Below are 24,646 nucleotides of genomic sequence, written 5' to 3' on the forward strand. Positions count from 1 at the left end.
GACCGCAGCCATTCGTCGCCATCGCGATCAGACGACGAACCGTCGTCCCACTCATCGCGTGTGGTACTCGGAAACACCTCGCCGAAAACCCGGTCCACACGCGCGAGGTCCCCCGCCCGGCGCCCTGCCCGGCGGGGGACCTCGGGGGTCTCACCCTCACTCATACTGCTCGCCCCGGCTCATTCCAGTAGGCCGGACAGCTCACCGATCACGCGACTCGCCAACGGACCCAGCGTCGCCATCCCGTCGCGTACCGCGGCCCGGGTGCCCGGCAGGTTCACCACCAGGGTGCTGCCGGAAATACCGGCCAGCCCCCGGGAGAGCCCGGCATCCAGCGAACCCGCCACGCGACCGGACGCCCGCAACGCCTCGCTGATTCCGGGCAGATCGCGGTCGAGCACCTCGGACGTCGCCTCCGGCGTGACATCGCGCGGCGACATCCCGGTGCCGCCGACCGAGATCACCAGGTCCACACCGCCGATAACGGCGGTATTCAAGGCGTTCCGGATGGCCACCTCGTCCGCCTCCACCGATACAGACGCATCGACCAGGAACCCCGCCTCGGTGAGCAGTTCGGTGACCAACGGCCCGAGCGAATCCTCACCACCGTGCGCCGTTCGGTCGTCGACGACCACCACCAGTGCGCGCCCCGCCACAGGAGCATCGATTTCCATACCGCTCACCGTAGCGTCGACATCCGGCCCCGCGTGGCCGCCCCCGGTCACCAGCTGCATCATCTTGCTCCTTCCACCGCGGCGGCGGCGAGAGTCACCTCGACAGTCTCGGATCTGCCGCCCTTCCCATCCGAATACGTCACTTTCACCTTGTCCCCGGGTTGTTTGGACCGCACCGCGGCGACGAGCGCGTCACCCGAATCGATCGTGCGATCATCCAGCCCGGTCACCACCGAACCCGCCGGAATACGGGCCTGCGCGGCGGGACCGTTCGGCGTGACATCGAGAACCTGGGCCCCGTGCACGGATTCGTCACGCGAGACCGTCATCCCGATCTGAGCGTACGTGGCATGACCCGTTTTGATCAGCTCATCGGCAACACGGCGGGCCTGATCCACCGGAATAGCGAAACCGAGCCCGATCGAACCGCTCTGCTGTCCGGCGGCCCCGGACGACCCGAGACTCGCGATCGCGGTGTTGATACCGATCAGCCGGCCCTGGCCGTCCACCAGGGCACCACCGGAGTTCCCGGGATTGATCGCGGCATCGGTCTGGACCGCGTCGATCACCGGATTCGCGCCGGTGGGGTCACTACCGCCCTCACCACTCGTGGACACCGGCCGGTTGAGCGCCGAAACGATACCGGTCGTCACGGTACCGGCCAGCCCCAGCGGCGAGCCGACGGCGACCACCGGCTGCCCGACCTGCAAACCGGCCGAACTGCCCAGCTCGATGGGTTTCAGATCTGTTTTCCCACGGGCCTGGATAACCGCCAGATCCGATACCGGATCGGCACCGACGAGGGTCGCCGGAGCGGTGCTGCCGTCGGCGAAGGTCACCTGCATATCGCCTTTGGCCCCGCCACCGGACGCCACATGGTTATTGGTCAAGATCAGGCCGTCCGAGGACAAGACCACCCCGGAGCCCTCCCCCTGCCCGCGGTTGCTCGCCACTTCGATCATCACGACGGCCGGGGTGACCTCCTGTGCGACGGCCTGCACGGAACCAGCGGGCGCGTTGGCGGCATCCTCGACCTTCGGCGCGGGCGCGTCCAGCGCGTTCGTCACGGCCGGACCGTCGCCGGAGTCGCTCACCAGGGCGCCCACCACGCCGCCTACACCGCCGCTGACCAGTGCGAGGGCGATCGCGCCCGCCACCAGGCCGGTACGGATCGAACTCTGCCGCGGGGCGGGCGGGGAGCCGGCGGCGAAGAACTGGCCGGTATCGCCCGGCGGGACACCACCGGGCGGTGGCCCATAAGGGTGGCCCACGGCGGTATATGAGGCTGTATCGGAGGGTGGAGCACCCGGAAAGGGCTGCCCACCTGGGTACGGAGCGCCGCTACCGTGCGGTGGTACGGCGGAGCCGTCCTCCGGCCCGGGCCCAGGCGCCGCGGGGGGCTGGGAAGGGGGCATCGAGGGTGGCACCGGTCCGTCTGCCGGCCGGTCCGGACGATTGGTGAAATCCTCGGTCATAGTCTCTCTATTCTGCTCATATTCGCTGTCCAGGGTGCAGAAGGCGACTGAGAACGCACTGAGATTGTGTTGTGTGTTTGCCGCGCTGGTTCGCGGAGGGGGGTCGACCGGGGGTGGGGGTGAGGGTGAGAAAGCCGATCGGTCGGTGAGGTGAAGAGCTGATGAGTTCGTGAAGGTGAGGAGCGGGGGCAGTTCGTGAAGGTGGTAAGCGGGCAGTCCGTGAAGGTTCTGTGTTTTTGGCGCCGCCTGCGGCGGCGCGGGTTCGGGGCCCCCTTGGTCTCGTTCTTCACTCCCGGCGCTCAGTCGCTGCGCTCCTTCGCTCTGGTCGCTCCAGAACGAGACGGGCCCCGAACCACCAAGGCGGACCGGCCGCATGCGGGAAACTGGGGTGGGTTCACATGCGGACAGACTGGCGGTAGGGGCATCAAACGCGCCAGGGGCGACGGCAGGAACAGGGCGGGGGCGGATGCGGGACAGACTGGCGGTAGGGAATCAAACGCGCCTGGCGGCGGCGGAGGGCTCGGCAATGAGGCCGGCCCTGATCAAACGCGCCGGGGGCGATGGCGGGAACAGAGTGGGGTCGCATGCCGGCTGGCCGGCGGGTAGGTGGATCAAACGCGCCGGGGGAGACGGCGGGAACAGAGTGGGGTCGCATGCCGGCTGGCCGGCGGGTAGGTGGATCAAACGCGCCGGGGGAGACGGCGGGGACGGGGTGTGGGGTTGTATGTGGACTAACTGGCGGTAGGGGGGCAAACGCGCCTGGCGGCGGCGGAGAGCTCGGTAATGAGGCTGGGCCTGATGAGACGCACTCGCCGGAGGCGCGCGAACTTACTGGCGGTATTCCTCCGGGGGTGGGTTTTCGCCTGGGAGGACGATGCGGATCAAGGCTCCGCCGCGGTCGGAGGTGTCGATGGCGATCGTGCCCCCGTGTTTGGTTACTACCTGTTTCACGATTGCCAGGCCCAGGCCCGAACCGGGCATGGAGCGGGACACCGTGGTGCGATAGAAGCGTTCGAAGACCAGTTCGCGTTCGGCGGGCGGAATTCCGGGGCCGGCGTCGTCGACTGATAATTCGAGCAGGCCGCGTCCGGTTTCGGACATCCGCACCCGGACTTGTTCGCCGGGCGGGTTCCATTTCGCCGCGTTGTCCAGCACATTCAGAATCGCGCGTTCGAGTGCCGCGTCGTGGCCGTATACGAACCAGGGCCGCAGTTCGGCGTCGAAGGCGACGGCGCCGCGGCGGCGGACCCGTTCCAGGGCCCGTTCGGTCACCTCACCGAGATCGACTCGCTCGTACACCGTTTCCGGGGCGTCCTCACGGGCCAGGTCCACCAGATCGCCGACCAGGTTCGACAGTTCCTCGATCTGGGCCATCACATCCGAGCGCAGTTCGGCCATATCCTCCTCGGGGATAGTCGGCGCGTCGGGACGGCTCGACGCGATGAGCAGTTCCGTATTGGTACGCAGCGATGTGAGCGGGGTGCGCAATTCGTGGCCGGCGTCGGCGACCAGCCGGCGCTGGCGGTCCCGGGATTCGGTCAGCGCCCGGAGCATTGTGTTGAAACTTTCGGTCAGCCGGGCGAGTTCGTCGTCGCCGGTGACCGGGATCGGGGTCAGATCGTCGGTGCGGGCGATCCGCTCGGTCGCGGCCGTGAGACGGGCGATCGGCCGCAAACCGGTGCGGCCGACTGTCGTCCCGGCGCCGGCGGCGAGCACCACGCCGCAGGCGCCGACCGCGAACAGCAGCCACGCCAGGCGGTCGAGCACCTCCCGGGTCGGTTCGAGTCGCTGCGAGATGACCAGGGTCACCCCGGAATCCATCCGTTCGGCGAGCACTCGCTGAGTGTTGTAGGTGCGCAGCGAGGAATCGCGCTTCCCCTGCGCCACCGCTACCTCCTCGGTGCCGATGGGAGGTGTGGTCGGCTGCGGTGGCAGGTATACGGGGATGCTCGCGGGCTTCTCCGCCTCCGAGGGCGCGACGGGATAGATCAGCGCGACGCCGATATCGTTGGAGAACAACGTCGCGACACCGAGTGACTGGAACGCCATATTGTCGATATCGCCGCTGATCATGGTGGCCGCGCGGGCATGCAACTGGGCGTCCACCTGACCGTAGAGGGCCCGGGCGACCATCGCGTAGGCGGCGATCGAGGTGATCGCCACGAAGATCGCCACCAGGGAAGCGGCCAGCAGGGTGACCCGCCACCGCAGGGAGACGGTGCGCGTCAACGGGGTCGGCGGACGCATGGGCGAGGGCTCGTCCGGCCGGGGCCCGCCGAGCGTAGCGACCGTATGCTTCTTGGCCGCGGAACGTGGAGTACGTGCCATATCCGCGCTTACGGAGGCGTTTCGCGCAGCACGTAGCCGACGCCGCGGACGGTATGGATGAGGCGGGGTTCGCCGTCGGCCTCGGTTTTGCGGCGCAGATAACCGATGTAGACCTCCAGCGCGTTACCGGAGGTCGGGAAGTCGTAACCCCATACCTCCTCGAGGATCCGGCCCCGGGTCAGCACTCGGCGCGGGTTGGCCATCAGCATTTCCAGCAGGGAGAACTCGGTCCGGGTCAGCGATATGGACCGCGTGCCACGCGATACCTCCCGGGTGACCGGGTCCAGGGAGAGATCGGCGAAAAGCATCGTCTCGGAGATCTCGCCGGGGTCGGGTGCGCGCCGGCGTAGCAGGGCGCGCAACCGGGCGAGCAGTTCTTCCAGCGCGAACGGTTTGGGTAGGTAGTCGTCGGCGCCGGCGTCCAGGCCGGCGACCCGTTCGGATACCGAATCGCGGGCGGTCAGCACCAGGATCGGCAGGTCGTCTCCGGTACTGCGCAGCCGGCGGCAGACTTCCAGTCCGTCGAGTCTGGGCATCATGACATCGAGTACCAATGCGTCCGGTCGGTCGGCGGTCGCCTTCTCGAGGGCATCGATACCGTCCACCGCCAGATCGACCGTGTAACCGTTGAAGGTCAGTGATCGGCGCAGCGATTCTCGCACCGCACGATCGTCGTCGACCACCAGAATGCGCATTGCACCAGTTTGACGGCAACGACTGAGAGGCTACTGAGAGGCCCCGCCGCGTGTCCTGATCACCGCGGCGACCTGGGAATTCATCCGGTTATCGGACCAGCGATTACCGATCTGTGATATGTCACGAAACCTGTTCCCCATGCGCTTTATTCGGGGTATAACCATCTGAACGCCCCGATTGCCGACGGCTACCATGCACGGTATGTTCCGAGCGGTAAAAACTAGACCTCTGGTCGGTTCGATGGCATTCAACCATAACTGAAACGGCCGCGCACCAAATAGAGGTCGAACGTGATGCGGAGGCGACAGAGGCGGATGGAAACACCGCGACCGTGGCAATTCAGCCTTTCCAACTGGTCGGTCACCCGCAAGGTCGGCATCGTCCTGGTGTTGCCGGTCGTCCTGGCAACTCTCTTCGCGGTGTTGCGGATCAACAACGAGCTGCGCACCCTCGAACAGCTCAATGCCGCGACCGAGCAGTCACGGATCATCGGGCCGATCGCCGACTACAACGCTGCCGCCGAGAACCTGGCGGTGAGTGCGACCACGCGCAGAAGCCCCGATATGGAAGCGCAGGCGACCGCGGCGCTCGCGCAGTTCGATTCGGCCCACCAAGCGCTGGAATCCGCGCTGGACGCCAACCAGATCCGCCCCGAGGTTTCCCGTGAGCTCGCCTCCGCGCTGACCCTCGGCGCGACCCTGCGCAGCGGACTCAGCACCGGGTCCGGCGCGATGATCGGCGACCAGGCCGATGAGATCGCCGTTCGTATCGGTAACGCGCTGGCGCAGTCGCCCACGGTCAACGATCTGTCGATCCAGCGTTACTTCCTGCAGGTGAGCGCCGTGCAGAACGCGCGCCGCTCGCTCACCGCACAGCGCCTGGTGATCAGTTCGCCCACCGCCGAGGACAATCCGACCATGCGCGCCCGCGTCCTCACCTCCGGTGGCGCCGAGCTGACCATGATCCAGCAGTACGGCCAGATCATGCCGGACGTGGCGGGCAATACGCGCCCCCTGCTGGACGCGGTCCAGACCCGGTTGGCGATTTTCAGCCAGGGCACCCAGGGCGCGCTCGCCGATCCGGCCGCCCGGGATTCGCTGGATACCAGTTCCCAGGCCTACGACCGCACCACAGATCAACTGACCGCCACCATCGCCGGCGCCCTGCACCATGCGACCGTCTCCGCGCAGAACAGCGCCCTGCGAGAGACCGCGCTGCTGATCGGCGCCCTGCTGGGCGGTCTCACCCTGGCCCTGGCCGTCGCCCGGACTCTGGTCGTTCCCGTCCGCCGGCTGCGTCGCGACGCGCTGGAAGTCGCCCATGTTCGCCTGCCCGAGGAACTCGAACAGGTGCGCGGCGGTGCCGAGACCCCGGAAATCGAACCGGTCGGCGTCCACGGCACCGAGGAGATCGGCCAGCTGGCACGCGCTGTCGACGAAATGCATCAGCAGGCGCTCAACCTGGCCGCCGATCAGGCCCGGCTGCGCGTGCAGATCGGCAATATGTTCGAAACCCTGTCCCGGCGTAGCCAGAATCTGGTCGAACAGCAACTCGGCATCATCGAGGAACTGGAACACGACGAGGACAATCCCGGGCGGCTGCAGAGCCTCTTCCGGCTCGACCACCTCGCCACCCGCATGCGACGTAACGGCGACAACCTGCTGGTTCTGGCCGGAACGGCGCTGCGCCGCGGGGCTCTCGAATCGGTCCCGCTCTCCGATATGCTGTGGAGTGCCGTTTCACAGGTCGAGGACTATCAGCGGGTCGAGATCGGGCATGTCCCCGAGGGTGTCGTGGCCGGTGAACCCGCCGTCGATATCGAGCATCTGCTCGCCGAGGTCATCGATAACGCGTTGCGTTATTCGCCGCCCAATACGCCGGTGGCGGTGACGGTCTCCCGCGCGGTCGACGGTGGCTATCTGATCGAGGTCACCGACCGCGGACTCGGTATGGCCACCGAGGACCTGCAGGCGGCCAACGCGCGGCTGGCATCCGGCGGTGAGATCAATATCGAAACCGCCCGCCGGATGGGCTTGTTCGTCGTCGGCCGGCTGGCCAAACGCCATCAGATCACGGTCGGCCTGCGCCGCACCTCGACAATGGCGCAGCAACCCGGGATCACGGCCAGCCTGCACCTGCCGGGCCTGCTGGTATCGCCCGACACCGGTGCGGACAACCTCAACACGCTCACCGCGGATTTGTCCCTGGCGCCCCCGCCCCGGCTGCAACAGCCACCGCCGCTACAGTCGCAGCCCTCCCAGCTCCAGCCACCCCCGCAGCCGCGACAGCTCATGCCGGTGCCCAGCCCGCCGGCCGCGGAGCCCTGGCCCCCGCAGCCGGAGCCCTCGGTACGGCCGTTGACCCCGGCCCCCACCGCGTCGGGGGTCGGCACGACCACGTCCGGGCTGCCGCAACGCCGCCCGGCCGCCGGCTATCCGGCCGGAGCCGGCGCGGGCAACGGCCGGTCCAACGGTAACGGCTCGGACGATACGTTCTCGGCGTTCGACCCCGTCCAGGAGCCGGAACCCGAACATGACGAAGCTCCGAGCGGATTGTGGTCGGAAACCTACAAAACCCAATCGTTCCCGGCACCGGTGGAGCCCGCCCGCACCGGATCCGGCCCGGCGAACGAAACCCCGTCATCGCTCACCGCACGATCGGGATTGCCGATCCGCCGCCCGGGAATGGATCATGAGGATACGTTCGGACGCTCCGAGCAACGCCTCGACGAAACAGTCTCGAGCACAACCACATCCTCTCGGCTGCAGCCGGTCGGCGCCGCGACGCCCACCCCGATCTACCAGCGCATGGTGTCGGAATGGCTGGTCGAGCCGGCGTCCACTCAGGAGCAGCCGCGCCAGGACTGGACTTCGCCGGCCGATCACGGCTGGCTGGCCGCCGAGGACGCGGCCACACCGAGTTCGGACTCCAGGACCGCGAACGGACTCCCGATCCGCCGGCCGGGCGCACAGCTCGTGCCCGGCGGGCTCGCCCCCGTCGAAGACGAGGCCCCGCGGAATCCGGCGGAGATCCGGAGCAATCTGACGAGACATCTGAGCGGGGTCCGCAGTGGGCGGGCCGACGCACAGCACAATGACGGAGGGCTTGCATGACCACCCCGAAGAGCAGCACGGACGAGAATTTGAACTGGCTGGTTGCCAGATTCACCCGCGACGTCCCGGGAGTCTCTCATGCGGTCCTGGTCTCCGCTGACGGCCTGCTGCAGGCCGTCAGCCCCCATCTTCCGGCGGACCGCGCCGAACAACTGGCCGCGGTCACCGCGGGTCTGGCAAGCCTGTCCACCGGTGCGGCCCAACTGTTCGACGGCGGCAAAGTGATGCAGTCGATCGTGGAGATGCAGCGCGGCTATCTGCTGGTGATGAGTGTCGGCAACGGGTCGCATATCGCGGTGCTCGCCAACAAGCAGCACGATATCGGCCGCATCGGCTACGAAATGGCTCTGCTGGTCGACCGTGTCGGCGCGGTGGTCAGCGCGACCGCCCGATCCACAGTCTGAACGCCATGTCCCAATTCGGCCAGGGTATGCCCCACTTCAACACCGGCGGGCCCGACTACGGGCCCGGTGCGAACAATTTCGGCCCGGGAGCGCAGCAGTACGGCCCTGGAGCGCAGCCGTACGGCCCCGGATCCGCGCAGTACAACACCGGTACTTATCGTTTCCACGGCGACCCGCAGCCGAACAATCCGGGCAATCCGCGGCGGGCCGGGCGAGTCCGCCCGTACGCCCTCACATCGGGCCGCACCCAGCCGGCTGTCGATCTGCCGATGGAGGCGGTTATCGAAACCATCTCCTATCATGCACAATTCGATTGGCCGTCCGGTGATATCCGGGCCGAGATCCTGCGGCTCGGAACCCACCAGCTGTCGGTCGCCGAAATCGCGGCACATCTCGACCGTTCGCTCGGTATGGTCCGTGTCGTTATCGGTGATCTCGTCGTGGACGGCAACCTGCGAGTGCATTCGACTTTGACCGAGCAGGCGAGCTACGACGAGCGCCGGTCGCTGATGGAGAGGACATTGCGTGGACTCCGAGCCCTTTAGCAAGACTCAGGGTGGTGCCGCGGCGGAATCCGACACCCGCGTCGCGTCGACCAAGATCGTGGTCGCGGGCGGCTTCGGCGCGGGAAAAACCACCTTCGTCGGCGCGGTTTCCGAGATCGTGCCGCTGCGCACCGAAGCCATGGTCACCAGCTTCTCCGACGGCGTCGACAATCTGGAGGATACGCCGGATAAGCAGACCACCACCGTCGCCATGGATTTCGGGCGGATCATCCTGCCCGGCAATCTGACGTTGTACCTGTTCGGCACGCCCGGCCAGCGCCGCTTCTGGTTCATGTGGGACGACCTGATCCGCGGCGCCATCGGCGCGGTGGTGTTGATCGACACCCGCCGCCTGGAAGACAGTTTCGCCGCCGTCGATTTCTTCGAAGCGCGCAATCTGCCGTTCCTGATCGCGGTCAACCGTTTCCCGAACGCACCGCGGTTCGCCATGGCCGAACTCCGGGAGGCGCTGTCGGTGCGCGAGGGTGTACCGATCGTCGATATCGACGCCCGCGACGCCAAGGAGGTCCGCCAGGCACTGGCGGCCGTTACCGAGTACGCGATCAACCGGTTGAAAACACAGGAGTACGAGGGAGTCGCCCGGCATGGCTGAGGTGCTGGCCGCGGAGACGGTCGCGACCGTCGATCTTTTCACCATGGGCTACTGGCTCACCCTGCTGACCGCGCTGGTTTCCGCCGTCGGCATGTTCGTCGGTTTGGCCTGCGCGATCAACGGACGCCGATCGGTGCGGTTCCGGCCGATCTGGGTGGCCGCGTCGGCCGTCTCTATCGGCGGTGTGGGAGTGTGGCTGGCCAGCACGGTTTCCCTGCTGGGAGTGTCGATTCCGGGCACCCTGCTGCGCTACGACGTCTCCGACCTGACACTGTCCCTGGTTTTCGCTGTGCTGGCGGTCTTCGTCGGACTGCTGCTCGCGGGCCGTGAATTCGATCTCAAGCGGATGGCAAGCGCCGCCGCGGCCCTCGGGGTCGGTTTCGGGATCATGTTGTGGCTGCAGTTGTCCTCTGCCGATATCCAGGGGTCGATCTCGGTGACCTGGTGGCTCTATCTGGTGGCTGTCGCGATCGGCGTGGTCGCCTCATCGCTGTGCGTCTGGCTGTTTCAGCGGTTCCGCTTCCCGGCCGCGCGGCTGGGCTCGATCGTGATGTTCGCCGCCGGCGTCGCCGCGTTCTACTTCACCGGTATCTCGAGCCTGGAGTTCCAGCCGGATACCGGGGCGCAGCCCGCCGAGGGGATGGAGTTGTTCGGCTATGCCTTCCCGATGCTGGTTATCGGGCTGCTCGCACTGGCCGTTCCGATCACCGCTGTTCTGGTAGCGCCCGAGCGGCGGGACGAACAGCCGGCACCGCGGGAACGGACGACCCCGCCGTCCGCGCCGGACGGCGGCCCGGCCGGGGGGAATTCGGGTGGTGCGGGACTCGGTGAGACGCCCCGCCCGTCCGCCACGGCCGCCCTGGCACAGCGTGCCCGCCCACTGCCCGAACCCGCTCACTGATCCGGCCGGGAACAGGTCACGTGCTCGTGGACCAGGACACGCTGCTGCGGGAGCTGTGGGCGCAGCTGAGTGCCCTGCGCACGGAGGTATCCGAGCTACGCGTCGAGATCAGCGAAATGGAGGCGACCGTAGCCGATCTCGCTACGCGAGTGGATCATCCTGATCGTGTCCGGTTGCCCTGGCCGGTTACGCTGATGCTGCTACCGGCCGCACTGACCCTCGCGCTGCTGCGGCAGCTGGACGAGCTGACCCGGGCGTTGTCGACGGAATGCGACGAGCAGCGGCGGGACGTATCGCCAGTGCGGGGCGAAAGCCCGTAAAAATGGCGATGAGCGGGTCTCCCATCTCTGGGAGACCCGCCCTCACGCACGAGGATAACCGGAACCGACCGGCGAATCAGCAGTCCGGCAAGTTTTTCTCCCCGTCACGGCGCCGAGGTACGGAATTGCCGGACCGGGCAGGCCACCGGTTCGCTATCGGTCAGCTAGCGATAATCACAGGTTGTGACCTTTGTCGAGATTGCCGATAGATTGCTGATAGTCGGCAAATTCGGACGTATACGACTGCTACAGCGGCGGATTCATATCCAGGGGGCATGACAATCTACCGGCGTTTCGGGTCGAACAGCCCGCGCCGCGCGGCCGCGGCCAGGCGACGCGGCACCCGGTGCACGACGCCGTCTACCGTCACCGGAACCAGATCCGGTGCGGTGGCTTTCCAATTCGACCGCCGGCTACGGGTATTCGACCGCGACATCCGCCGTTTGGGAACTGCCATCTCAACTCTCCTTCCGGGCACGCTCGCCCGTCTCGGTAACGCGCCCGTCACCGGCGGCGGGACGCCGCTCGTCCGGTTCACAAGGGTCCGCGTGCCACTCACCGAACGGATCCGGCCACTGGGCCACCAGGTGCGGAGCCCGTTCGACCTGCAGTAGTTCGGCGTCGTCCACCAGCGCCCAGTGCAGGGCCTGCCGGATCTCCTCCGGGTCGGCGGCATACACCAGGATCACCAGCGAAATATCGCGGTCGCCGAATCGCTCGTCCCAGCGCACCCCCGCCATGGCCAGGCGGTCGGGTTCGGCGGCGGCACATTCGTCCTCCGGCATTGCCGCCAGCCAGCGGCCCGCGCCGCCGATCCGGAGACCGCCGCCGGCCGATTCCAGCCACACCACTTCCTCCGGCTGAGTAGCCAGCCATACCCGGCCGCGGGCGGTGACCACACCGTCGAAGAGCATGTCCAGCGCGCCGTGCAGCCGTTCCGGATGGAAGGGCCGGCGTGCGGTGAACTCCATCAGTTCCACGCCGTACTCCGGCCCCAGCGGGGGCCGTCCGCGCAGGAGCGGAGCGTGCGCGTCGAAGACCCGCCCGCGGCGCGATTCCGCGGGAACAAGCGTCAGCAGCGCATCGACCGCGCCGGGAGTGACCGCGGCATCCGACTCCGCCCACAGCACCGGAGCCAAGGGGGCCAAGCGCGACAGCACCGCACCCAACCGGGCCCGCTCCAGCGATTCCACGGCCGCACCCCCGGTCACGACCAGCGCATCGGCGAAATCGACCTGCCCGACGGCCAATTGGGCTACCGTGCGATCGTCGTCGGCCCACGCCCAGCCGAGTTCCCCGAGCGTTTCGTCGCCGGTAGCGGCGGCCGGCCAGGTCCGCGCGTCGATCGCCGTCACCACGGCCGCCACCCGTACATCCCGGGCGGCCGGCCCGTCGACCCGGCCGATGATTCCGGCGACCGGGACACCGGCGATTCCCTCGCATACCGCCTCGGCCTCGAAGGCGGGATCCAGGGCGAGCACGATGCGGTGCACCGAATCCCGGGCGGCGAGGGTGCACAGCAGCGGCAGCAGATCCGCCTTCAGCGTGCACGACACACAGCCGTGGGCCAGTTCGTGTACCGATTCCGAGGTCGTACCACTGTCATGCACGGTACGGCGGACGATTCCCTGTCCGAGTTCGCTGAGATCGTGGCGGACGATCACAGTGCCGGCGGCCGTCCCGAGGGCACCCGCGACGCGATCGACGGTTCCGGCCGGATCGCCGTGCAGGCCGGCGACCAGCACGACCGGAGTGCGGCGGTCGCGGTGATCGTCAGCTTCTGATGGTTGTGCGGAGTTCGACACCACTACCCTTTCGGTAATGATTTTCATTTACGACTGGCTTCACGCTACAGTGTGGCCTCACCGTTGTCGAAAACGATTATCATCATGATTCGACACGGTTGCCATCTTCTCCGTCGAAGGGAACCTCGTGTCGGCACACTGTCAGGTCACCGGCCGCAGACCAGGATTCGGCAAATCCGTCTCGCATTCGCACACCCGGACCAGCCGCCGCTGGGACCCGAACATCCAGCGCAAGACCTACTACCTGCCCAGCGAAGGCCGCCGGATAACTCTGCACGTCTCGGCCAAGGGCATCAAAACCATCGACCGCGACGGTATAGAGGCCGTCGTGGCCCGTATCCGTGCCCGCGGCGAACGCATCTGAGGACCGCTATGGCATCGAAAGCGACCGAAATCCGTCCGTTGATCAAGCTGCGCTCTACTGCGGGCACCGGATACACCTACGTCACCCGTAAGAACCGCCGCAACGACCCGGACCGGATGGTCCTGAAGAAATACGACCCCGTGATCCGCAAACATGTCGACTTCCGGGAGGAGCGCTGATGGCGAAGAAGTCGAAGATCGCCCGCGACGCCCAACGCCGCGAGGTCGTGGCGCGATACGCCGAACGCCGAGCCGAACTGAAGGAACTGATCCGCAGACCGACCACCCCGGACGAGGATCGCCTGGCAGCTCAGGCCGCCCTGCGCAGCCTGCCGCGTAACGCCAGTCCGGTACGATTGCGCAATCGGGACACCGCTGACGGGCGACCGCGCGGTTACCTCCGGAAGTTCGGCCTCTCGCGTGTGCGCGTACGTGAGATGGCTCATCGGGGAGAGCTGCCCGGTGTGCACAAATCGAGCTGGTAGACCCACTGATCTCGTGAGTTAGGAGCCGATCGTATGGCAGTCAAACGAGGCCCGTCGAAGAAAGCCCGCGCCGAGCAGGCCCGCCGGCCGAAGAAGAACCCGCTCATCGCGGCGGGTATCGAGACCGTCGACTACAAGGACGTGAATCTGCTCCGCACGTTCATCTCCGAACGCGGCAAGATCCGCAGTCGGCGGGTCACCGGTCTGACACCGCAGCAGCAGCGGCAGGTCGCGATCGCGGTGAAGAACGCCCGCGAGATGGCCCTGCTCCCCTTCACCAGCCGCTGAGTTCCGACCCCCGCACCCGAGTGCCCGGGGCCGCACACCGCGGTCCCGGGCACTCGCACGTCGGGGCGACGACGCACGGGCCCGCGACGCCGGGCCCGGCCCACTAGAGTCGTGCCCATGAGCTCATCGCGCGGGATTCTGGCGCTTCTGGCCATCTGCACCGCGCTGTCGGTCACGGCCTGCGGCGATACCGATAAGACCGGCGCGGAGCCGGGGCCGACCCCGGGACCGTCGGCCGCCCCCAGCCCGGAACGGCAGCACAGCACCCCGACCGAGGACCCCGGCGCCGACCCCGGCCGGATCTTCACGGCCGACCCGTCGATCGTCGGTGCCCATCCCGTGCCGTTCACCTCGTGGACCCGGGTAGCCGAGGATCGGATCGCCATCCATTTCGAGACCGGTGTACCCGAGTGCTACGGGGTGGACGCCTCCGTCACCGAATCCGAAACCACCGTCACGGTGGAACTCCGCAGCGGCAGCCGCGCCGATTCCACCGACAAGATGTGCGTGATGGTGGCGGTATTCGGAACGCTGGAAGTCCAACTGGACGCCCCGCTGGGTAACCGCCAGGTACTCAGCGCGGTCTGAGCCGCAGCCCCCGGCAGCTGCCGACAACGCAATTCACCGAGGCGCCCGGAAGGTTTCGGCCCACACCCCGACCAAACACGCCCAGCCCGGAAACTCGGCCCACACCCGTCCCGAACGTGCCCAGCGGCGGCGCCGAGTCTTACGAGGCGCTCAAAGGTTTTGGCCGTCCCTGCCGTCCGTCCTCGAAGCGCATGCGGCGCAGCCGCGAGTCTCGAGGGCGGACGGCAGGGACCAGGGGGCCAAAACCCGCGCCGCCGCAGGCGGCGCCAAAAATACAGCTCAGTGAGCGAAGTGGCGGGCGCCCGTGAAATACATGGTGACCCCGGCCGCACGCGCGACATCGACGGTCTCCTGGTCCCGGACCGAGCCGCCGGGCTGCACGATCGCGCGAACACCCGCCTGGATGAGCGTTTCCGGGCCGTCCGGGAACGGGAAATACGCATCCGAAGCGGCAACCGACCCCTTGGCACGATCGCCGGCCCGCTGGACCGCGAGCCCGACCGCGTCGACCCGGTTGACCTGTCCCATCCCCACCCCGACCGACGCACCGTCGTGCGCGAGCAGAATGGCGTTCGATTTCACTGCCCGGCAGGCACGCCACGCGAACGCCAGATCGGCGAGGGTTTCCGCATCCGCCGGCTCACCGGCCGCCAGCGTCCAACCGGCGGGATCGTCGCCGTCGGCGTCCAGCACATCGCGCTGCTGGAGGAGAGCACCCCCGCTGATGGGGCGCAGTTCCGCGCCCGCGCGCCGCGGCGGTTCGGCGATCAGAATGCGCACGTTCTTCTTGCGCTGCAGTACCTCCACCGCGCCGTCGGCGTAGGAGGGCGCCACGATCACTTCGGTGAATATCTCCGCGACCTGCTGGGCCATCTCCACGGTGACTTCCAGGTTCGCCGCGATCACGCCCCCGTAGGCACTCACCGGGTCGCAGGCATGGGCCTTACGGTGCGCCTCGGCGATATCGGCGCCCACGGCGATTCCGCAGGGATTGGCGTGTTTGATGATGGCGACGGCGGGTCCGGTGTGGTCGTGCGCCGCGCGCCAGGCGGCATCGGCGTCAACGTAGTTGTTGTACGACATCTCCTTGCCGTGCAACTGCTGTGCCTGCGCCAGCCCACGATCCCCGGAACCGCTGGTGTAGAGAGCGGCCCGCTGATGCGGATTCTCGCCGTAGCGCAGCACCGACGAACGCTGCCGGGTCTCACCGATCCAGGCCGGGAATTCCGTTTCGCCGGAAGAACTTCCGGTCAGCGTCTCCGCCATCCAGGTCGCGACAGCCACGTCATAGCTCGCGGTGTGCTGGAAAGCCTTGGCGGCCAGCGCGGTACGTTCGGCCAGGGTGAACCCGCCGTCGGTGACCGCCTTACGCACCTGGTCGTAGTCGCCGCTGTCGACGACGACAGCCACCGACGGATGGTTCTTCGCCGCGGCCCGCACCATCGACGGCCCACCGATATCGATCTGCTCGACACACTCGTCAGGGGAGGCTCCACTGGCGACGGTCTCGCTGAACGGGTAGAGATTCACCACCACCAGCTGGAACGCCTCGACACCCAGATCGGCGAGCTGGGCCAGGTGTTCGGGTTTGCGGGTGTCGGCGAGAATTCCCGCATGCACCCGCGGATGCAGGGTCTTCACCCGGCCGTCCAGGGTTTCCGGGAAACCGGTCAGATCCTCGACCTTGGTCACCGGAACGCCGGCGTCGGCGATCCGCGCCGCCGTCGATCCGGTGGACACCAACTCGACCCCCGCCCCGTGCAGCGCGGTCGCCAGCTCCACGAGCCCGGTCTTGTCGTAGACGCTCACCAGCGCCCGGCGGATCGGCCTACGTTCACTCACCGGATAACTCGCTCATCTGGGATCACTGCCTTTCGTCCATCGGAGACAATTCCGCGGGTGGCGACGGCGGCGACAACCTCCACCAGTAACCGTCGCTCGACAACTTTGATGCGCTCGTGCAGGCCGGCCTCGTCATCGTCCGGATGCACGAGCACCGGTTCCTGAGCCAGGATCGGTCCCGTATCCACACCGGCATCCACCAGGTGCACGGTGCTACCGGTCACCCGGACCCCGTAGGCCAGCGCGTCGCGGACACCGTGCGCGCCCGGGAAGGCAGGAAGCAGCGCCGGATGGGTGTTGATGATCCGGCCGCCGAAACGATCCAGGAAAGCGGGACCGAGCAGCTTCATGAAACCCGCGCATACCACCAGATCGGGCGCATACCCGGCGACCGCGTCGGTGAACACCGTGTCCCAGGCGCCGCGATCGGCGTAGTCGCCGGTCGAGATCCGGAACACCGGGATACCGGCCGCCGCGGCGTGCTCGGTGGCGGCGCACTCCCGGTCCACGCCCACGGCCCGGATACGAGCCGGATATGCGGGATCCGCGGCCGCTTCGATCAGCGCGCGCAGCAACGACCCGGTTCCCGAAGCCAGTACAACCAGGCCGGCCGGGGCGGAATCGTTGGGTTCCGGGGCGGTCAGAGCTCTACTCCTGGAGTTCGAAGGGTCGGTGGGCGGTAGCTGCCCGGTGGCGGGGACTGGCCCGCGAGCACGGATAGAGCCTAGTAGACGCGGCCGAGGGCCGATCCGGCGGCAGTCGCTCGCCCACCGTTTCGCCTCGGTACCGCGTTAGCGGCGGTCCCGGGTCTCATCCTCCGAAGGATCCGGTTCGACCACTTCGGCATCCACGATCTCGGTATCGGAGTCCACGGAATCGGCCAGCGGGCTAGACCCGGACGCGTCCGGGTGCCCGTCGACAACTTCGACATCCAGCGGTGGTTGCGGACCGACCGGATCCTCGCGGGGACCGTCCAGCAGATCCGCGTAGCGGTCGGCGCCCGCCGCCCCGGTGTCCGCCGGAAGTTCGGGGAGCTGTCCGGACGGCAGCGCGGCCACCTGGTACCGGTAATCGTCGTCGTCGGTGTCGTCACCGTCGTCGGCGTCGTCTGGGTCGAACAGGGCATCGGGATGCCGCAGCAGCGGGGTCGGGAACGAGACGAGGAAGGTGCGCGCGTAGAGCAGGCCCGCATATCCGGGGACGGCCAGCCAGGCGAACACCGCGAGCGCGAAGACCGGCAGTTCCACTCCCAGCCGGCCGAAATTCCCCAGATCGCCGCCGGACAGGGCGGCCAGCGCGGTGAGCGCGGCACTTCCCATCCCCGCCGCGGCGAACAGGGCCCACGGGGCGGCCGGCCGGTCATAACTGACCCGGGCCGATTCCACCCCGGCGTACACACCGATCGCGGCCGGAACGATCAGCAGAACAGCCCACCAGATCGCCGCCGGTCCGGTCGGGAGCGCCGCCAGCACGGGGACCGCGGGTACCGGGCCGCCGACCACCGTGAACACCCCCGCGGAGGCGTCACCGAACTGGACTCCCGGGCCCACCAGCACTCCGACACCGGCGATCACCGCGTTCGGCAGATACAGCAGCGACAACAGAGTCAGGCCCAGTACATCCACGAAGTTCTCGGCCGCGCCGTAGGTATCGCCGACCCGGGACCAGTGCACCAGCAGGCCGAGCACGATCATGATCGCGGCGGCGGCGAGCAGTCGCAGCACCGCGCGGCCGGCGATATAGGCCGCGGCGATAGCGTCGTAGGGCAGCCGCTCGAAAATCCGTTCCCGGCAGCGGAAGACGACCCCGGCGCCCGCGGCGAGCGAATGCAGCAGAAATACCCACGCGAAAGCGGCCAGCGGGTTCGGACGTTGCAGCGCAATGGATCCCGAGGCATCCTCGGTCACCGCCAGGCATACCGCGGTGATGAGCAGCGGCCCCCCGGCAGCGGCCCCGAACAGCCAGCCGACCTCGGCGCGCGTGGGCTCGGAATCGGTGGCCGCCACCGCTTCCCGGGCGGCCGCCCCCAGGAGCAGAGCCGTGGGCAATACCGGCAGGAGGCTCAGGGCAGTGGTGCCGATGGTCAGCGGCACCTGATGTACCGCGAGCCAACCGGCGGCGACGGCACCGCTGAGACCGGTGAGGTCGCTGCCCGCGGTGAGCAGTGTCGCAAGCATCACGACCACGATGGCGGCGAGCGCGAAGGCCGCGGGCCGGAACGCGACGTAGAGCAACGCCCGGGCGCGATCGGGCGGAAGTGCGAGCGGACCCGGTTCACCAGCCTGCCGCGCCGCGTTTCGGCGCGCTCCCCGAAACGGTCCGGTCGACGAGGTACGCGGGGTACTCATGGATTTCAGCGTGGCAGCTGCCCCGGGGCGGGCGCCTCAGGCGCGCCGCACCGGAGCCTGCCGAGGGTCACTTCTGGTCGTCGGACTGACGGAACGCACGAGTGGCATCGGCCGCCGGATCGGAGGGCTGTTCCCCACCGAAGGGCGCAGCGGCCTGCTGCTGCGGCTGGCCGTAACCCGGCTGCTGTTGCGGCTGCTGCGCGTAGGGCGACTGCTGCTGACCACCGGCATACGGCGACTGCTGCTGCCCGTAACCCTGTTGCGGCTGCTGACCGTAGCCCGGCTGCTGACCGTAGCCCTGCTGACCCGGCTGCTGACCGTACGCCTGCTGCTGACCCGGCTGCTGGCCGTAGGACGGCTGCTGCTGCTGGCCACTGGTGTACTGCTGCTGCTGGCCATAAGCCTGCTGGCCCTGGTACTGCTGCTGCTGGCCGTAGCTCTGCTGCTGGCCGCTGGGATACCCGGTCGCGGCCGCCGGACGGGGCGCCGGGGCGGAGAGGATCCCGGACTCGAACAGCACGACGGCCACCGCGAGGCCGGCCTGCACCAACGCGAGGACCAGGATCAGATACAGCCCGATCTCGGCCTTGGCGCCCTCCGGCAGGCTGAACAGCTGGAAAAGAACGGTGAGGAACGTACCGGTGGCGACAGCCGCAGAAACACCCACCCAGTTCTGCTTCGGCAGCAGCGACAGACCCGCGAGCAGACCGGCGATCAGCAGCAGGCCGCCGATCGAAGCCTCCTGGTACTCCCACAGGTTCAGGCTGGTATCCGCCGACGACGGCAGATCCATAGAACTGTCCGCACCCACATAGGCCAGGAAGCCGAGCAGGAAGGCCAGGACGCCCACCGCGGCGACGCCGATGGTCAGGAAGAACGGCAGTCCTTTCCCGCCGGCCCCAGCGGCACTCGCACCACCGGCCGCCTGCTGGCCGGGATTGGGCGGAACGGAGGGCGGAACGGGTGCGTTGTACCCGGAGCCCCCGGTCGGGTATGACATGTCGTCATCTCCTAGGTCGAGTCATACGTACTTGACGGCTGATTTTCCCTTTGAACGCTACTGCACGCACGGGCGCAGGTCATCCTGTCCTGATTGCGCCTGTGTCTCCTTGCGCCGCCTGCGGCGTTGCCAATTGACGACCGGCCTGATGCGGGGAAGCTGGGTGGGGTCGCAAAGTGGCGGATACGGGATTGCGGGCAAGGTTGACCGGCCGTGAAGGTGAGAAGCGGGGCAGTTCGCGAAGGTGCTGTGTTTTTGGCGCCGCCTGCGGCGTCGCGGGTTCGGGGCCCCCTTGGTCTCGTTCTTCACTCCGCCGCTCCTCCGCTTCGCTCCCCCGCTCTGTCGCTCCAGAACGAGACGGGCCCCGAACCACCAAGGCCGACCGGCCGCATGCGGGGAAACGGGGCGGAGTCGCATGCGGAGAACTGGGGTGGAGTCGCATGCGGGTGTCCCCTGTTTCTGAACATGCGGTGGGTCGCATGCGGTGGTCGGGGCCCGCCCCGTGTCTGCAGCGACCAGAGGAAGGGAGCGCAGCGACCGACCGGCGGGAGTGAAGACACGGGGTTAATAGGGCCCCGACCCTGCGACGCCGGAGGCGGCGCCAAAAACACAGCAGCCTTGGCGGACCGCCCACTCTCTCACTTCCAAAGGCTAGGTCCACCACCCCAGATGCACCGCGCACCAGCACCGCACCAATGAGGCCGCCCGCGTAAACGCGGACGGCCCCTCGAGTACCGGTGGTTTCCCCGGTCAGGCGCTTACAGCAGCCTTCTCCAGGATCTCGCGCGCCAGTGCGGCGGTTTCGGACGGCGTCTTGCCGACCTTCACACCGGCGGCCTCCAGCGCGTCCTTCTTCGCCGCGGCGGTGCCCGACGAACCGGAGACGATGGCGCCCGCGTGGCCCATGGTCTTGCCTTCGGGCGCGGTGAACCCGGCGACGTAGCCGACGACCGGCTTGGTGACATTGGCCTGGATGTAGGCCGCGGCCCGCTCCTCGGCGTCGCCACCGATCTCACCGATCATCACGATCAGCTTGGTCTCGGGGTCCTTCTCGAACGCCTCGATGGCGTCGATATGGGTGGTGCCGATGACCGGGTCGCCGCCGATGCCGATGGAGGTCGAGAAACCGAAATCGCGCAGCTCGTACATCATCTGGTAGGTCAGGGTGCCGGATTTGGAGACCAGTCCGATCGGGCCCTTGCCGGTGATGTTGGCCGGGGTGATCCCGACCAGCGATTCGCCGGGGGTGATGATGCCGGGGCAGTTGGGGCCGATGATCCGGGTCTTGGAGCCCTTCTCGACGTTGTAGGCCCACGCGTAGGCGGTGTCCTGCACCGGGATGCCCTCGGTGATGACCACGAGCAGCGGGATCTCCGCGTCGATGGCCTCGATGATGGCGTCCTTGGAGAACTTCGGCGGCACGAACGCGATGGAGACATCGGCGCCGGTCTTCTCCATGGCCTCGGCCACGGTCCCGAACACGGGCAGCTCGATCGCGTTGCCGTCCTTGTCGGTGTGGGCGACGGTGGTGCCCGCCTTACGCGCGTTCACACCGCCGACGACCTGGGTACCGGCCTTCAGCATCAGCGCGGTGTGCTTGGTGCCCTCGCCGCCGGTGATGCCCTGGACGATGACCTTCGAATCCTTGTTGAGGAAGATTGACATAGTTCTGTGTGTCCTTTACTGGGCGTGCCCTAGTAGGTCGACTCAGCGGGCCGCGAGTTCGGCGGCCTTGTCGGCGCCTTCGTCCATGGTCTGCGCCAGCGTCACCAGCGGGTGCGCGGCCTCGGCGAGGATCTTGCGACCCTCTTCCACCCGGTTTCCGTCCAGGCGGACCACCAGCGGCTTGTTCGCCTCGTCGCCCAGGATCTCCAGCGCCTTCACGATGCCGTTGGCGACCGCGTCGCATGCGGTGATACCACCGAAGACGTTCACGAAAACGCTCTTCACCTGGGAATCGTTCAGGATGACGTCCAGGCCGTTGGCCATGACCTCCGCGGAGGCGCCGCCACCGATATCGAGGAAGTTGGCCGGCTTCACGCCCTTGTGGCTCTCGCCGGCGTAGGCGACGACGTCCAGGGTGGACATGACCAGACCGGCGCCGTTGCCGATGATGCCGACCTCGCCGTCGAGCTTGACGTAGTTGAGGTCGTTCTCCTTGGCCTTCAGCTCCAGCGGATCGGTCGCGTCGGTATCCGCGAACGCCGCATGGTCGGCGTGCCGGAAGTCGGCGTTCTCGTCCAGGGTGACCTTGCCGTCGAGCGCGAGGATTTCGTCCTGCGGGGTGCGCACCAGCGGGTTGACCTCGACCAGGGTGGCATCTTCGTTGACGAAGACCTCCCACAGCTTCTGAATGGTCACCGCGGCGGCGTCCAGCACGTCGGCGGGCAGATGGCCCTGTTCGGCGATCGAGCGTGCGAACGCGAGATCGACACCCTTGACCGCGTCGACCGGGACCTTGGCCAGCCGGTCCGGCTTGGTGGCGGCGACCTCTTCGATCTCCATACCGCCCTCGACCGAGCACATCGCCAGGTAGGTGCGGTTGGCGCGATCGAGCAGGAAGGAGATGTAGTATTCCTCGGCGATATCCTTCGCCTCGGCCACCAGGATCTTCTTGGTGATATGTCCCTTGATGTCCAGGCCGAGGATGTTCTGCGCGTGCGTGGTCGCGTCGTCCGGGGTGGCGGCGTACTTCACGCCACCCGCTTTACCGCGGCCACCGACCTTCACCTGCGACTTGATCATCACCGGTTTGCCGATTTCGGTCGCGATCGCTCGCGCGTCCTCGACCGTGTCCGTGACGCGGCCTTCCGACGAAGGCACTCCGTGCTTTACGAAGAGCTCCTTCGCCTGATATTCGAAGAGATCCATGTATTCACCGTCTCGTCTGCGTTGCTATGACAACGTCTTTGTTGGCGGCCCGACGTCGGTAGCGGGTCGTTCGGACTCTAACCACTCATAAGGACGGCCGATCGGGCACGTTCATCCTAAGTGGCACAGGTCACGGCCCCGGCCGCGGGGAGGCCAAACGCGCAGGCCATGACTACCGGCGAGTAGCTTTTCGCCCGATTCGCAGGCGGCGCGGGGAAGCGGTCGGCAAGACCCGCCCACTCGGAATCCGGGATCACCACACGAAGTTCGCGACGGTGAGCCGTTACGGGCCCCAAAAGTGATCAATGTCACAGCAACGTTTGAAATCGTCCTACCGCTTGCCGCGTCGCAATCGTTTCGTTACCGTCGAAGCCGTCGATGTCACAGCGCGATCACGAGCGGTGCCCAGGCGTGGTTGCTTGCGCATCCGGATATCGCGCGAGTAGAGATCTTCGTGATGTTGCTCCCGTGAGCAGGTTGAGAGAGGACGGCAGCTTGACGCAGCACACCGCTCCGCAGTCGCAGAGCCGTTCGGCATCGGTCTTCCCGGCACCCCGCCCCGCCACCGGCGGGCCGGCCTGCGGCACCTACCCCCGGATGTGGATCCGCTGATGAATCACCGCGGCACCCTGGATGCCCAGCACAACGGACACCGTCGCCGACCCTATGACGATCGTGCGCAGGCCCCGGAAAGCCCACAGTCCTTCAACGCCTTCGGCGTCCCCGGTGACAGCAGGTCCCGCAGGCGCCCGCTGAGCACCGCCGCGGCCTCCGCCGCCGCCGACTCGCAGCGCAGCACCGCCGACGATTTCTGGTCGGCCAATCAGGGCTGGGCAGATTCCGGCAACGGGAACGCCGGCCGGGCCTGGCCCGAGCCGCAGGCCAGCGGCTGGTCCGAACCACAACCGGCCAACTGGTCCGAGCCGCAGCCGGCCGATTGGTCCGAGCCGCAGAGTGCCAACTGGTCCGGCGGCAACTGGAACAACGACAACGGCTGGAACCGCGGCGATAAACCCGCCTGGCACAGCGATCCGAACTGGAACACCCACCAGAGCTGGACCGAGGCACAGAACTGGTCCGAGGAACCCGCCCCCCGCGACCACGCCGAACCCGCCCAGTCCCAGCAGCCGACCACCATCGCCGAGGCATTGGCGAACGGTCCCGCGGTCGCCGATCCTCCCGTCGATCCGCGGCAGCCCCGGTCCCGGGGCGCGCACCGGGTAGCGGCACCGCCGACCGCGCTCAAGGGCAGGGCCGCGGTGGTCGCGGTCGCCGCCGGAGCTGTCGTCGCGGCCGGACAGTGCGCCACCGCGGACCCCGGGAACCAGAAACAACAGCAGGCCACCGATTACGAGGCCGCCGGATCGGTGCACGAGATCGCCGCCCAGTCGGCATCCGCGGAGGTCCCGGCCGCACCCGGCGCCACTTCACCGCAGATGCTGAGCGGGGGCGCCCCGCTCGATACCGGCCGTTTCGGTGAGATGCTGGCCAACGGCGCCGAGTTCGCGCAGGATCTCGCGCGGGCCGAGGAAGCCAAGTACCGGCCGCTTTTCGCCAGTTTCGCCAGCGGCTCCTACACTTCCGGTTTCGGTGCCCGCTGGGGTGTACAGCATCTGGGCGTGGATGTGGCCGGGCCGATCGGTACCCCGATCTACGCGGTAGCCGACGGTGAAGTCATCGACGCCGGCCCGGCTTCGGGTTTCGGTATGTGGGTGCGACTTCAGCACGCCGACGGCACCATCACCGTCTACGGGCACGTCGACACGACCACGGTATCGGTCGGTGAGTACGTGCTCGCGGGCGATCAGATCGCGACCATGGGCAATCGCGGTTTCTCCACCGGGCCGCACTGCCATTTCGAGGTCTGGCTGGGTGGCAGCAACAAAGTCGATCCGATCCCCTGGCTCGCCACGCGCGGTATCAGCCTCGTCGGTCCCGGCGACTGACCGAGGTCCCGGTACCGGACAGCGGTCCGGCGTATTGGTTC

At 67.7% G+C, this 24,646-nt stretch carries 25 protein-coding genes; 13 read left to right on the plus strand and 12 right to left on the minus strand.

The window, feature by feature from the left end:
* Positions 1-179: 179 nt before the first annotated feature.
* From ABZ827_RS19685 to ABZ827_RS19700, 4 genes are all read right to left on the minus strand, one after another.
* Entirely contained in the window at positions 180-734 is a 555-nt protein-coding gene (locus tag ABZ827_RS19685; RefSeq protein WP_357238708.1) for a MogA/MoaB family molybdenum cofactor biosynthesis protein, read from the minus strand.
* Positions 734-2,149, minus strand: coding sequence for a trypsin-like peptidase domain-containing protein (locus ABZ827_RS19690; RefSeq protein WP_357238459.1), 1,416 nt, complete (start codon positions 2,147-2,149; stop codon positions 734-736). Before ABZ827_RS19690 ends, ABZ827_RS19685 begins: the two co-directional genes overlap by 1 nt.
* Positions 2,150-2,977: 828 nt before the next feature.
* Entirely contained in the window at positions 2,978-4,396 is a 1,419-nt protein-coding gene (locus ABZ827_RS19695; protein WP_357238710.1) for a HAMP domain-containing sensor histidine kinase, read from the minus strand.
* A gap of 89 nt (positions 4,397-4,485) precedes the next feature.
* Complete coding sequence (locus ABZ827_RS19700) at positions 4,486-5,172, minus strand: response regulator transcription factor (protein ID WP_357238461.1); 687 nt, start codon at positions 5,170-5,172, stop codon at positions 4,486-4,488.
* A 315-nt stretch (positions 5,173-5,487) separates the two neighbouring features.
* On the opposite strand from ABZ827_RS19700, the gene ABZ827_RS19705 reads away from it, so the two are divergent.
* From ABZ827_RS19705 to ABZ827_RS19730, 6 genes are all read left to right on the plus strand, one after another.
* On the plus strand, positions 5,488-8,286 hold the full coding sequence (locus tag ABZ827_RS19705; RefSeq protein WP_357238463.1) for an ATP-binding protein: 2,799 nt from the start codon (positions 5,488-5,490) through the stop codon (positions 8,284-8,286).
* Positions 8,283-8,690 (plus strand): roadblock/LC7 domain-containing protein, encoded by a 408-nt coding sequence (locus ABZ827_RS19710; protein WP_357238465.1) that lies wholly within the window; start codon positions 8,283-8,285, stop codon positions 8,688-8,690. The genes ABZ827_RS19705 and ABZ827_RS19710 overlap by 4 nt, the downstream gene beginning before the upstream one ends.
* 263 nt (positions 8,691-8,953) lie before the next feature.
* The gene (locus tag ABZ827_RS19715) at positions 8,954-9,235 is read left to right on the plus strand and encodes a DUF742 domain-containing protein (protein WP_280398197.1); all 282 of its coding nucleotides are present in this window, start codon (positions 8,954-8,956) and stop codon (positions 9,233-9,235) included.
* Positions 9,216-9,848: an ATP/GTP-binding protein gene (locus ABZ827_RS19720; RefSeq protein ID WP_357238467.1), complete on the plus strand. Its 633-nt coding sequence runs from the start codon at positions 9,216-9,218 to the stop codon at positions 9,846-9,848. The genes ABZ827_RS19715 and ABZ827_RS19720 overlap by 20 nt, the downstream gene beginning before the upstream one ends.
* A complete protein-coding gene (locus tag ABZ827_RS19725; RefSeq protein WP_357238469.1) occupies positions 9,841-10,749 on the plus strand; it encodes an MHYT domain-containing protein in 909 nt (302 codons plus the stop codon). Before ABZ827_RS19720 ends, ABZ827_RS19725 begins: the two co-directional genes overlap by 8 nt.
* Before the next feature lie 26 nt (positions 10,750-10,775).
* A complete protein-coding gene (locus ABZ827_RS19730; RefSeq protein ID WP_357238471.1) occupies positions 10,776-11,069 on the plus strand; it encodes a hypothetical protein in 294 nt (97 codons plus the stop codon).
* Positions 11,070-11,352: 283 nt separating this feature from the next.
* Here ABZ827_RS19730 and rpmF read toward each other — a convergent pair whose 3' ends face one another.
* Both rpmF and ABZ827_RS19740 read right to left on the minus strand, forming a co-directional pair.
* Complete coding sequence (rpmF, locus tag ABZ827_RS19735; protein WP_357238473.1) at positions 11,353-11,526, minus strand: 50S ribosomal protein L32; 174 nt, start codon at positions 11,524-11,526, stop codon at positions 11,353-11,355.
* 1 nt (position 11,527) lies between these two features.
* On the minus strand, positions 11,528-12,679 hold the full coding sequence (locus ABZ827_RS19740) for a GTP-binding protein (RefSeq protein WP_357238475.1): 1,152 nt from the start codon (positions 12,677-12,679) through the stop codon (positions 11,528-11,530).
* On the opposite strand from ABZ827_RS19740, the gene ABZ827_RS19745 reads away from it, so the two are divergent.
* From ABZ827_RS19745 to ABZ827_RS19770, 6 genes are all read left to right on the plus strand, one after another.
* Positions 12,674-12,853 (plus strand): hypothetical protein, encoded by a 180-nt coding sequence (locus tag ABZ827_RS19745; RefSeq protein WP_357238477.1) that lies wholly within the window; start codon positions 12,674-12,676, stop codon positions 12,851-12,853. The two genes, ABZ827_RS19740 and ABZ827_RS19745, sit on opposite strands and share 6 nt — an antisense overlap.
* A 148-nt stretch (positions 12,854-13,001) precedes the next feature.
* Positions 13,002-13,238 (plus strand): 50S ribosomal protein L28, encoded by a 237-nt coding sequence (gene rpmB / locus ABZ827_RS19750; protein WP_357238479.1) that lies wholly within the window; start codon positions 13,002-13,004, stop codon positions 13,236-13,238.
* Positions 13,239-13,246: 8 nt separating this feature from the next.
* Positions 13,247-13,417, plus strand: coding sequence for a 50S ribosomal protein L33 (gene rpmG / locus ABZ827_RS19755; RefSeq protein ID WP_357238481.1), 171 nt, complete (start codon positions 13,247-13,249; stop codon positions 13,415-13,417).
* Positions 13,417-13,722, plus strand: coding sequence for a 30S ribosomal protein S14 (gene rpsN, locus ABZ827_RS19760; protein ID WP_357238483.1), 306 nt, complete (start codon positions 13,417-13,419; stop codon positions 13,720-13,722). Before rpmG ends, rpsN begins: the two co-directional genes overlap by 1 nt.
* A gap of 33 nt (positions 13,723-13,755) precedes the next feature.
* Positions 13,756-14,010 carry a 30S ribosomal protein S18 gene (rpsR, locus tag ABZ827_RS19765; RefSeq protein ID WP_357238485.1) on the plus strand — a complete coding sequence of 85 codons (255 nt, stop codon included), beginning with the start codon at positions 13,756-13,758 and terminating at the stop codon, positions 14,008-14,010.
* Positions 14,011-14,127: 117 nt separating this feature from the next.
* Positions 14,128-14,598 (plus strand): hypothetical protein, encoded by a 471-nt coding sequence (locus ABZ827_RS19770; RefSeq protein WP_357238487.1) that lies wholly within the window; start codon positions 14,128-14,130, stop codon positions 14,596-14,598.
* Between the two features lie 279 nt (positions 14,599-14,877).
* On the opposite strand, the gene purH is transcribed toward ABZ827_RS19770, so the two are convergent.
* The 6 genes from purH to sucC all read right to left on the minus strand — a co-directional run bounded on the left by purH (position 14,878) and on the right by sucC (position 22,659).
* A complete protein-coding gene (purH, locus tag ABZ827_RS19775) occupies positions 14,878-16,440 on the minus strand; it encodes a bifunctional phosphoribosylaminoimidazolecarboxamide formyltransferase/IMP cyclohydrolase (RefSeq protein ID WP_357238489.1) in 1,563 nt (520 codons plus the stop codon).
* Positions 16,437-17,084 (minus strand): phosphoribosylglycinamide formyltransferase, encoded by a 648-nt coding sequence (purN, locus tag ABZ827_RS19780; RefSeq protein WP_357238713.1) that lies wholly within the window; start codon positions 17,082-17,084, stop codon positions 16,437-16,439. The genes purH and purN overlap by 4 nt, the downstream gene beginning before the upstream one ends.
* Before the next feature lie 147 nt (positions 17,085-17,231).
* A complete protein-coding gene (locus ABZ827_RS19785) occupies positions 17,232-18,788 on the minus strand; it encodes a DUF6350 family protein (RefSeq protein WP_357238491.1) in 1,557 nt (518 codons plus the stop codon).
* Between the two features lie 67 nt (positions 18,789-18,855).
* Positions 18,856-19,788, minus strand: a complete 933-nt coding sequence (locus ABZ827_RS19790; RefSeq protein WP_357238493.1) for a DUF5336 domain-containing protein — start codon at positions 19,786-19,788, stop codon at positions 18,856-18,858.
* A gap of 750 nt (positions 19,789-20,538) precedes the next feature.
* Positions 20,539-21,453: a succinate--CoA ligase subunit alpha gene (sucD, locus tag ABZ827_RS19795; RefSeq protein WP_357238495.1), complete on the minus strand. Its 915-nt coding sequence runs from the start codon at positions 21,451-21,453 to the stop codon at positions 20,539-20,541.
* A 42-nt stretch (positions 21,454-21,495) separates the two neighbouring features.
* Positions 21,496-22,659 carry an ADP-forming succinate--CoA ligase subunit beta gene (sucC, locus tag ABZ827_RS19800; protein WP_357238497.1) on the minus strand — a complete coding sequence of 388 codons (1,164 nt, stop codon included), beginning with the start codon at positions 22,657-22,659 and terminating at the stop codon, positions 21,496-21,498.
* A gap of 611 nt (positions 22,660-23,270) precedes the next feature.
* Here sucC and ABZ827_RS19805 point away from each other — a divergent pair.
* Positions 23,271-24,605, plus strand: coding sequence for a peptidoglycan DD-metalloendopeptidase family protein (locus ABZ827_RS19805; protein WP_357238498.1), 1,335 nt, complete (start codon positions 23,271-23,273; stop codon positions 24,603-24,605).
* Positions 24,606-24,646 lie beyond the last annotated feature (41 nt).

This window comes from Nocardia sp. NPDC019395 (assembly GCF_040632335.1).
Classification (GTDB): domain Bacteria; phylum Actinomycetota; class Actinomycetes; order Mycobacteriales; family Mycobacteriaceae; genus Nocardia.

Bases quoted from the DNA above. Each gene is read 5' to 3' on its own strand.
- rpmF (WP_357238473.1), bottom strand. From the start codon at position 11,526: ATGGCAGTTCCCAAACGGCGGATGTCGCGGTCGAATACCCGTAGCCGG.
- rpmG (WP_357238481.1), top strand. From the start codon at position 13,247: ATGGCATCGAAAGCGACCGAAATCCGTCCGTTGATCAAGCTGCGCTCT.
- sucC (WP_357238497.1), bottom strand. From the start codon at position 22,659: ATGGATCTCTTCGAATATCAGGCGAAGGAGCTCTTCGTAAAGCACGGA.
- sucD (WP_357238495.1), bottom strand. From the start codon at position 21,453: ATGTCAATCTTCCTCAACAAGGATTCGAAGGTCATCGTCCAGGGCATC.
- ABZ827_RS19685 (WP_357238708.1), bottom strand. From the start codon at position 734: ATGCAGCTGGTGACCGGGGGCGGCCACGCGGGGCCGGATGTCGACGCT.
- ABZ827_RS19745 (WP_357238477.1), top strand. From the start codon at position 12,674: ATGCACGGTACGGCGGACGATTCCCTGTCCGAGTTCGCTGAGATCGTG.
- ABZ827_RS19785 (WP_357238491.1), bottom strand. From the start codon at position 18,788: ATGAGTACCCCGCGTACCTCGTCGACCGGACCGTTTCGGGGAGCGCGC.
- ABZ827_RS19705 (WP_357238463.1), top strand. From the start codon at position 5,488: ATGGAAACACCGCGACCGTGGCAATTCAGCCTTTCCAACTGGTCGGTC.
- ABZ827_RS19700 (WP_357238461.1), bottom strand. From the start codon at position 5,172: ATGCGCATTCTGGTGGTCGACGACGATCGTGCGGTGCGAGAATCGCTG.
- ABZ827_RS19690 (WP_357238459.1), bottom strand. From the start codon at position 2,149: ATGACCGAGGATTTCACCAATCGTCCGGACCGGCCGGCAGACGGACCG.
- ABZ827_RS19805 (WP_357238498.1), top strand. From the start codon at position 23,271: ATGAATCACCGCGGCACCCTGGATGCCCAGCACAACGGACACCGTCGC.
- ABZ827_RS19725 (WP_357238469.1), top strand. From the start codon at position 9,841: ATGGCTGAGGTGCTGGCCGCGGAGACGGTCGCGACCGTCGATCTTTTC.
- rpsR (WP_357238485.1), top strand. From the start codon at position 13,756: ATGGCAGTCAAACGAGGCCCGTCGAAGAAAGCCCGCGCCGAGCAGGCC.
- ABZ827_RS19770 (WP_357238487.1), top strand. From the start codon at position 14,128: ATGAGCTCATCGCGCGGGATTCTGGCGCTTCTGGCCATCTGCACCGCG.
- ABZ827_RS19710 (WP_357238465.1), top strand. From the start codon at position 8,283: ATGACCACCCCGAAGAGCAGCACGGACGAGAATTTGAACTGGCTGGTT.
- rpsN (WP_357238483.1), top strand. From the start codon at position 13,417: ATGGCGAAGAAGTCGAAGATCGCCCGCGACGCCCAACGCCGCGAGGTC.
- ABZ827_RS19695 (WP_357238710.1), bottom strand. From the start codon at position 4,396: ATGCGTCCGCCGACCCCGTTGACGCGCACCGTCTCCCTGCGGTGGCGG.
- ABZ827_RS19790 (WP_357238493.1), bottom strand. From the start codon at position 19,788: ATGTCATACCCGACCGGGGGCTCCGGGTACAACGCACCCGTTCCGCCC.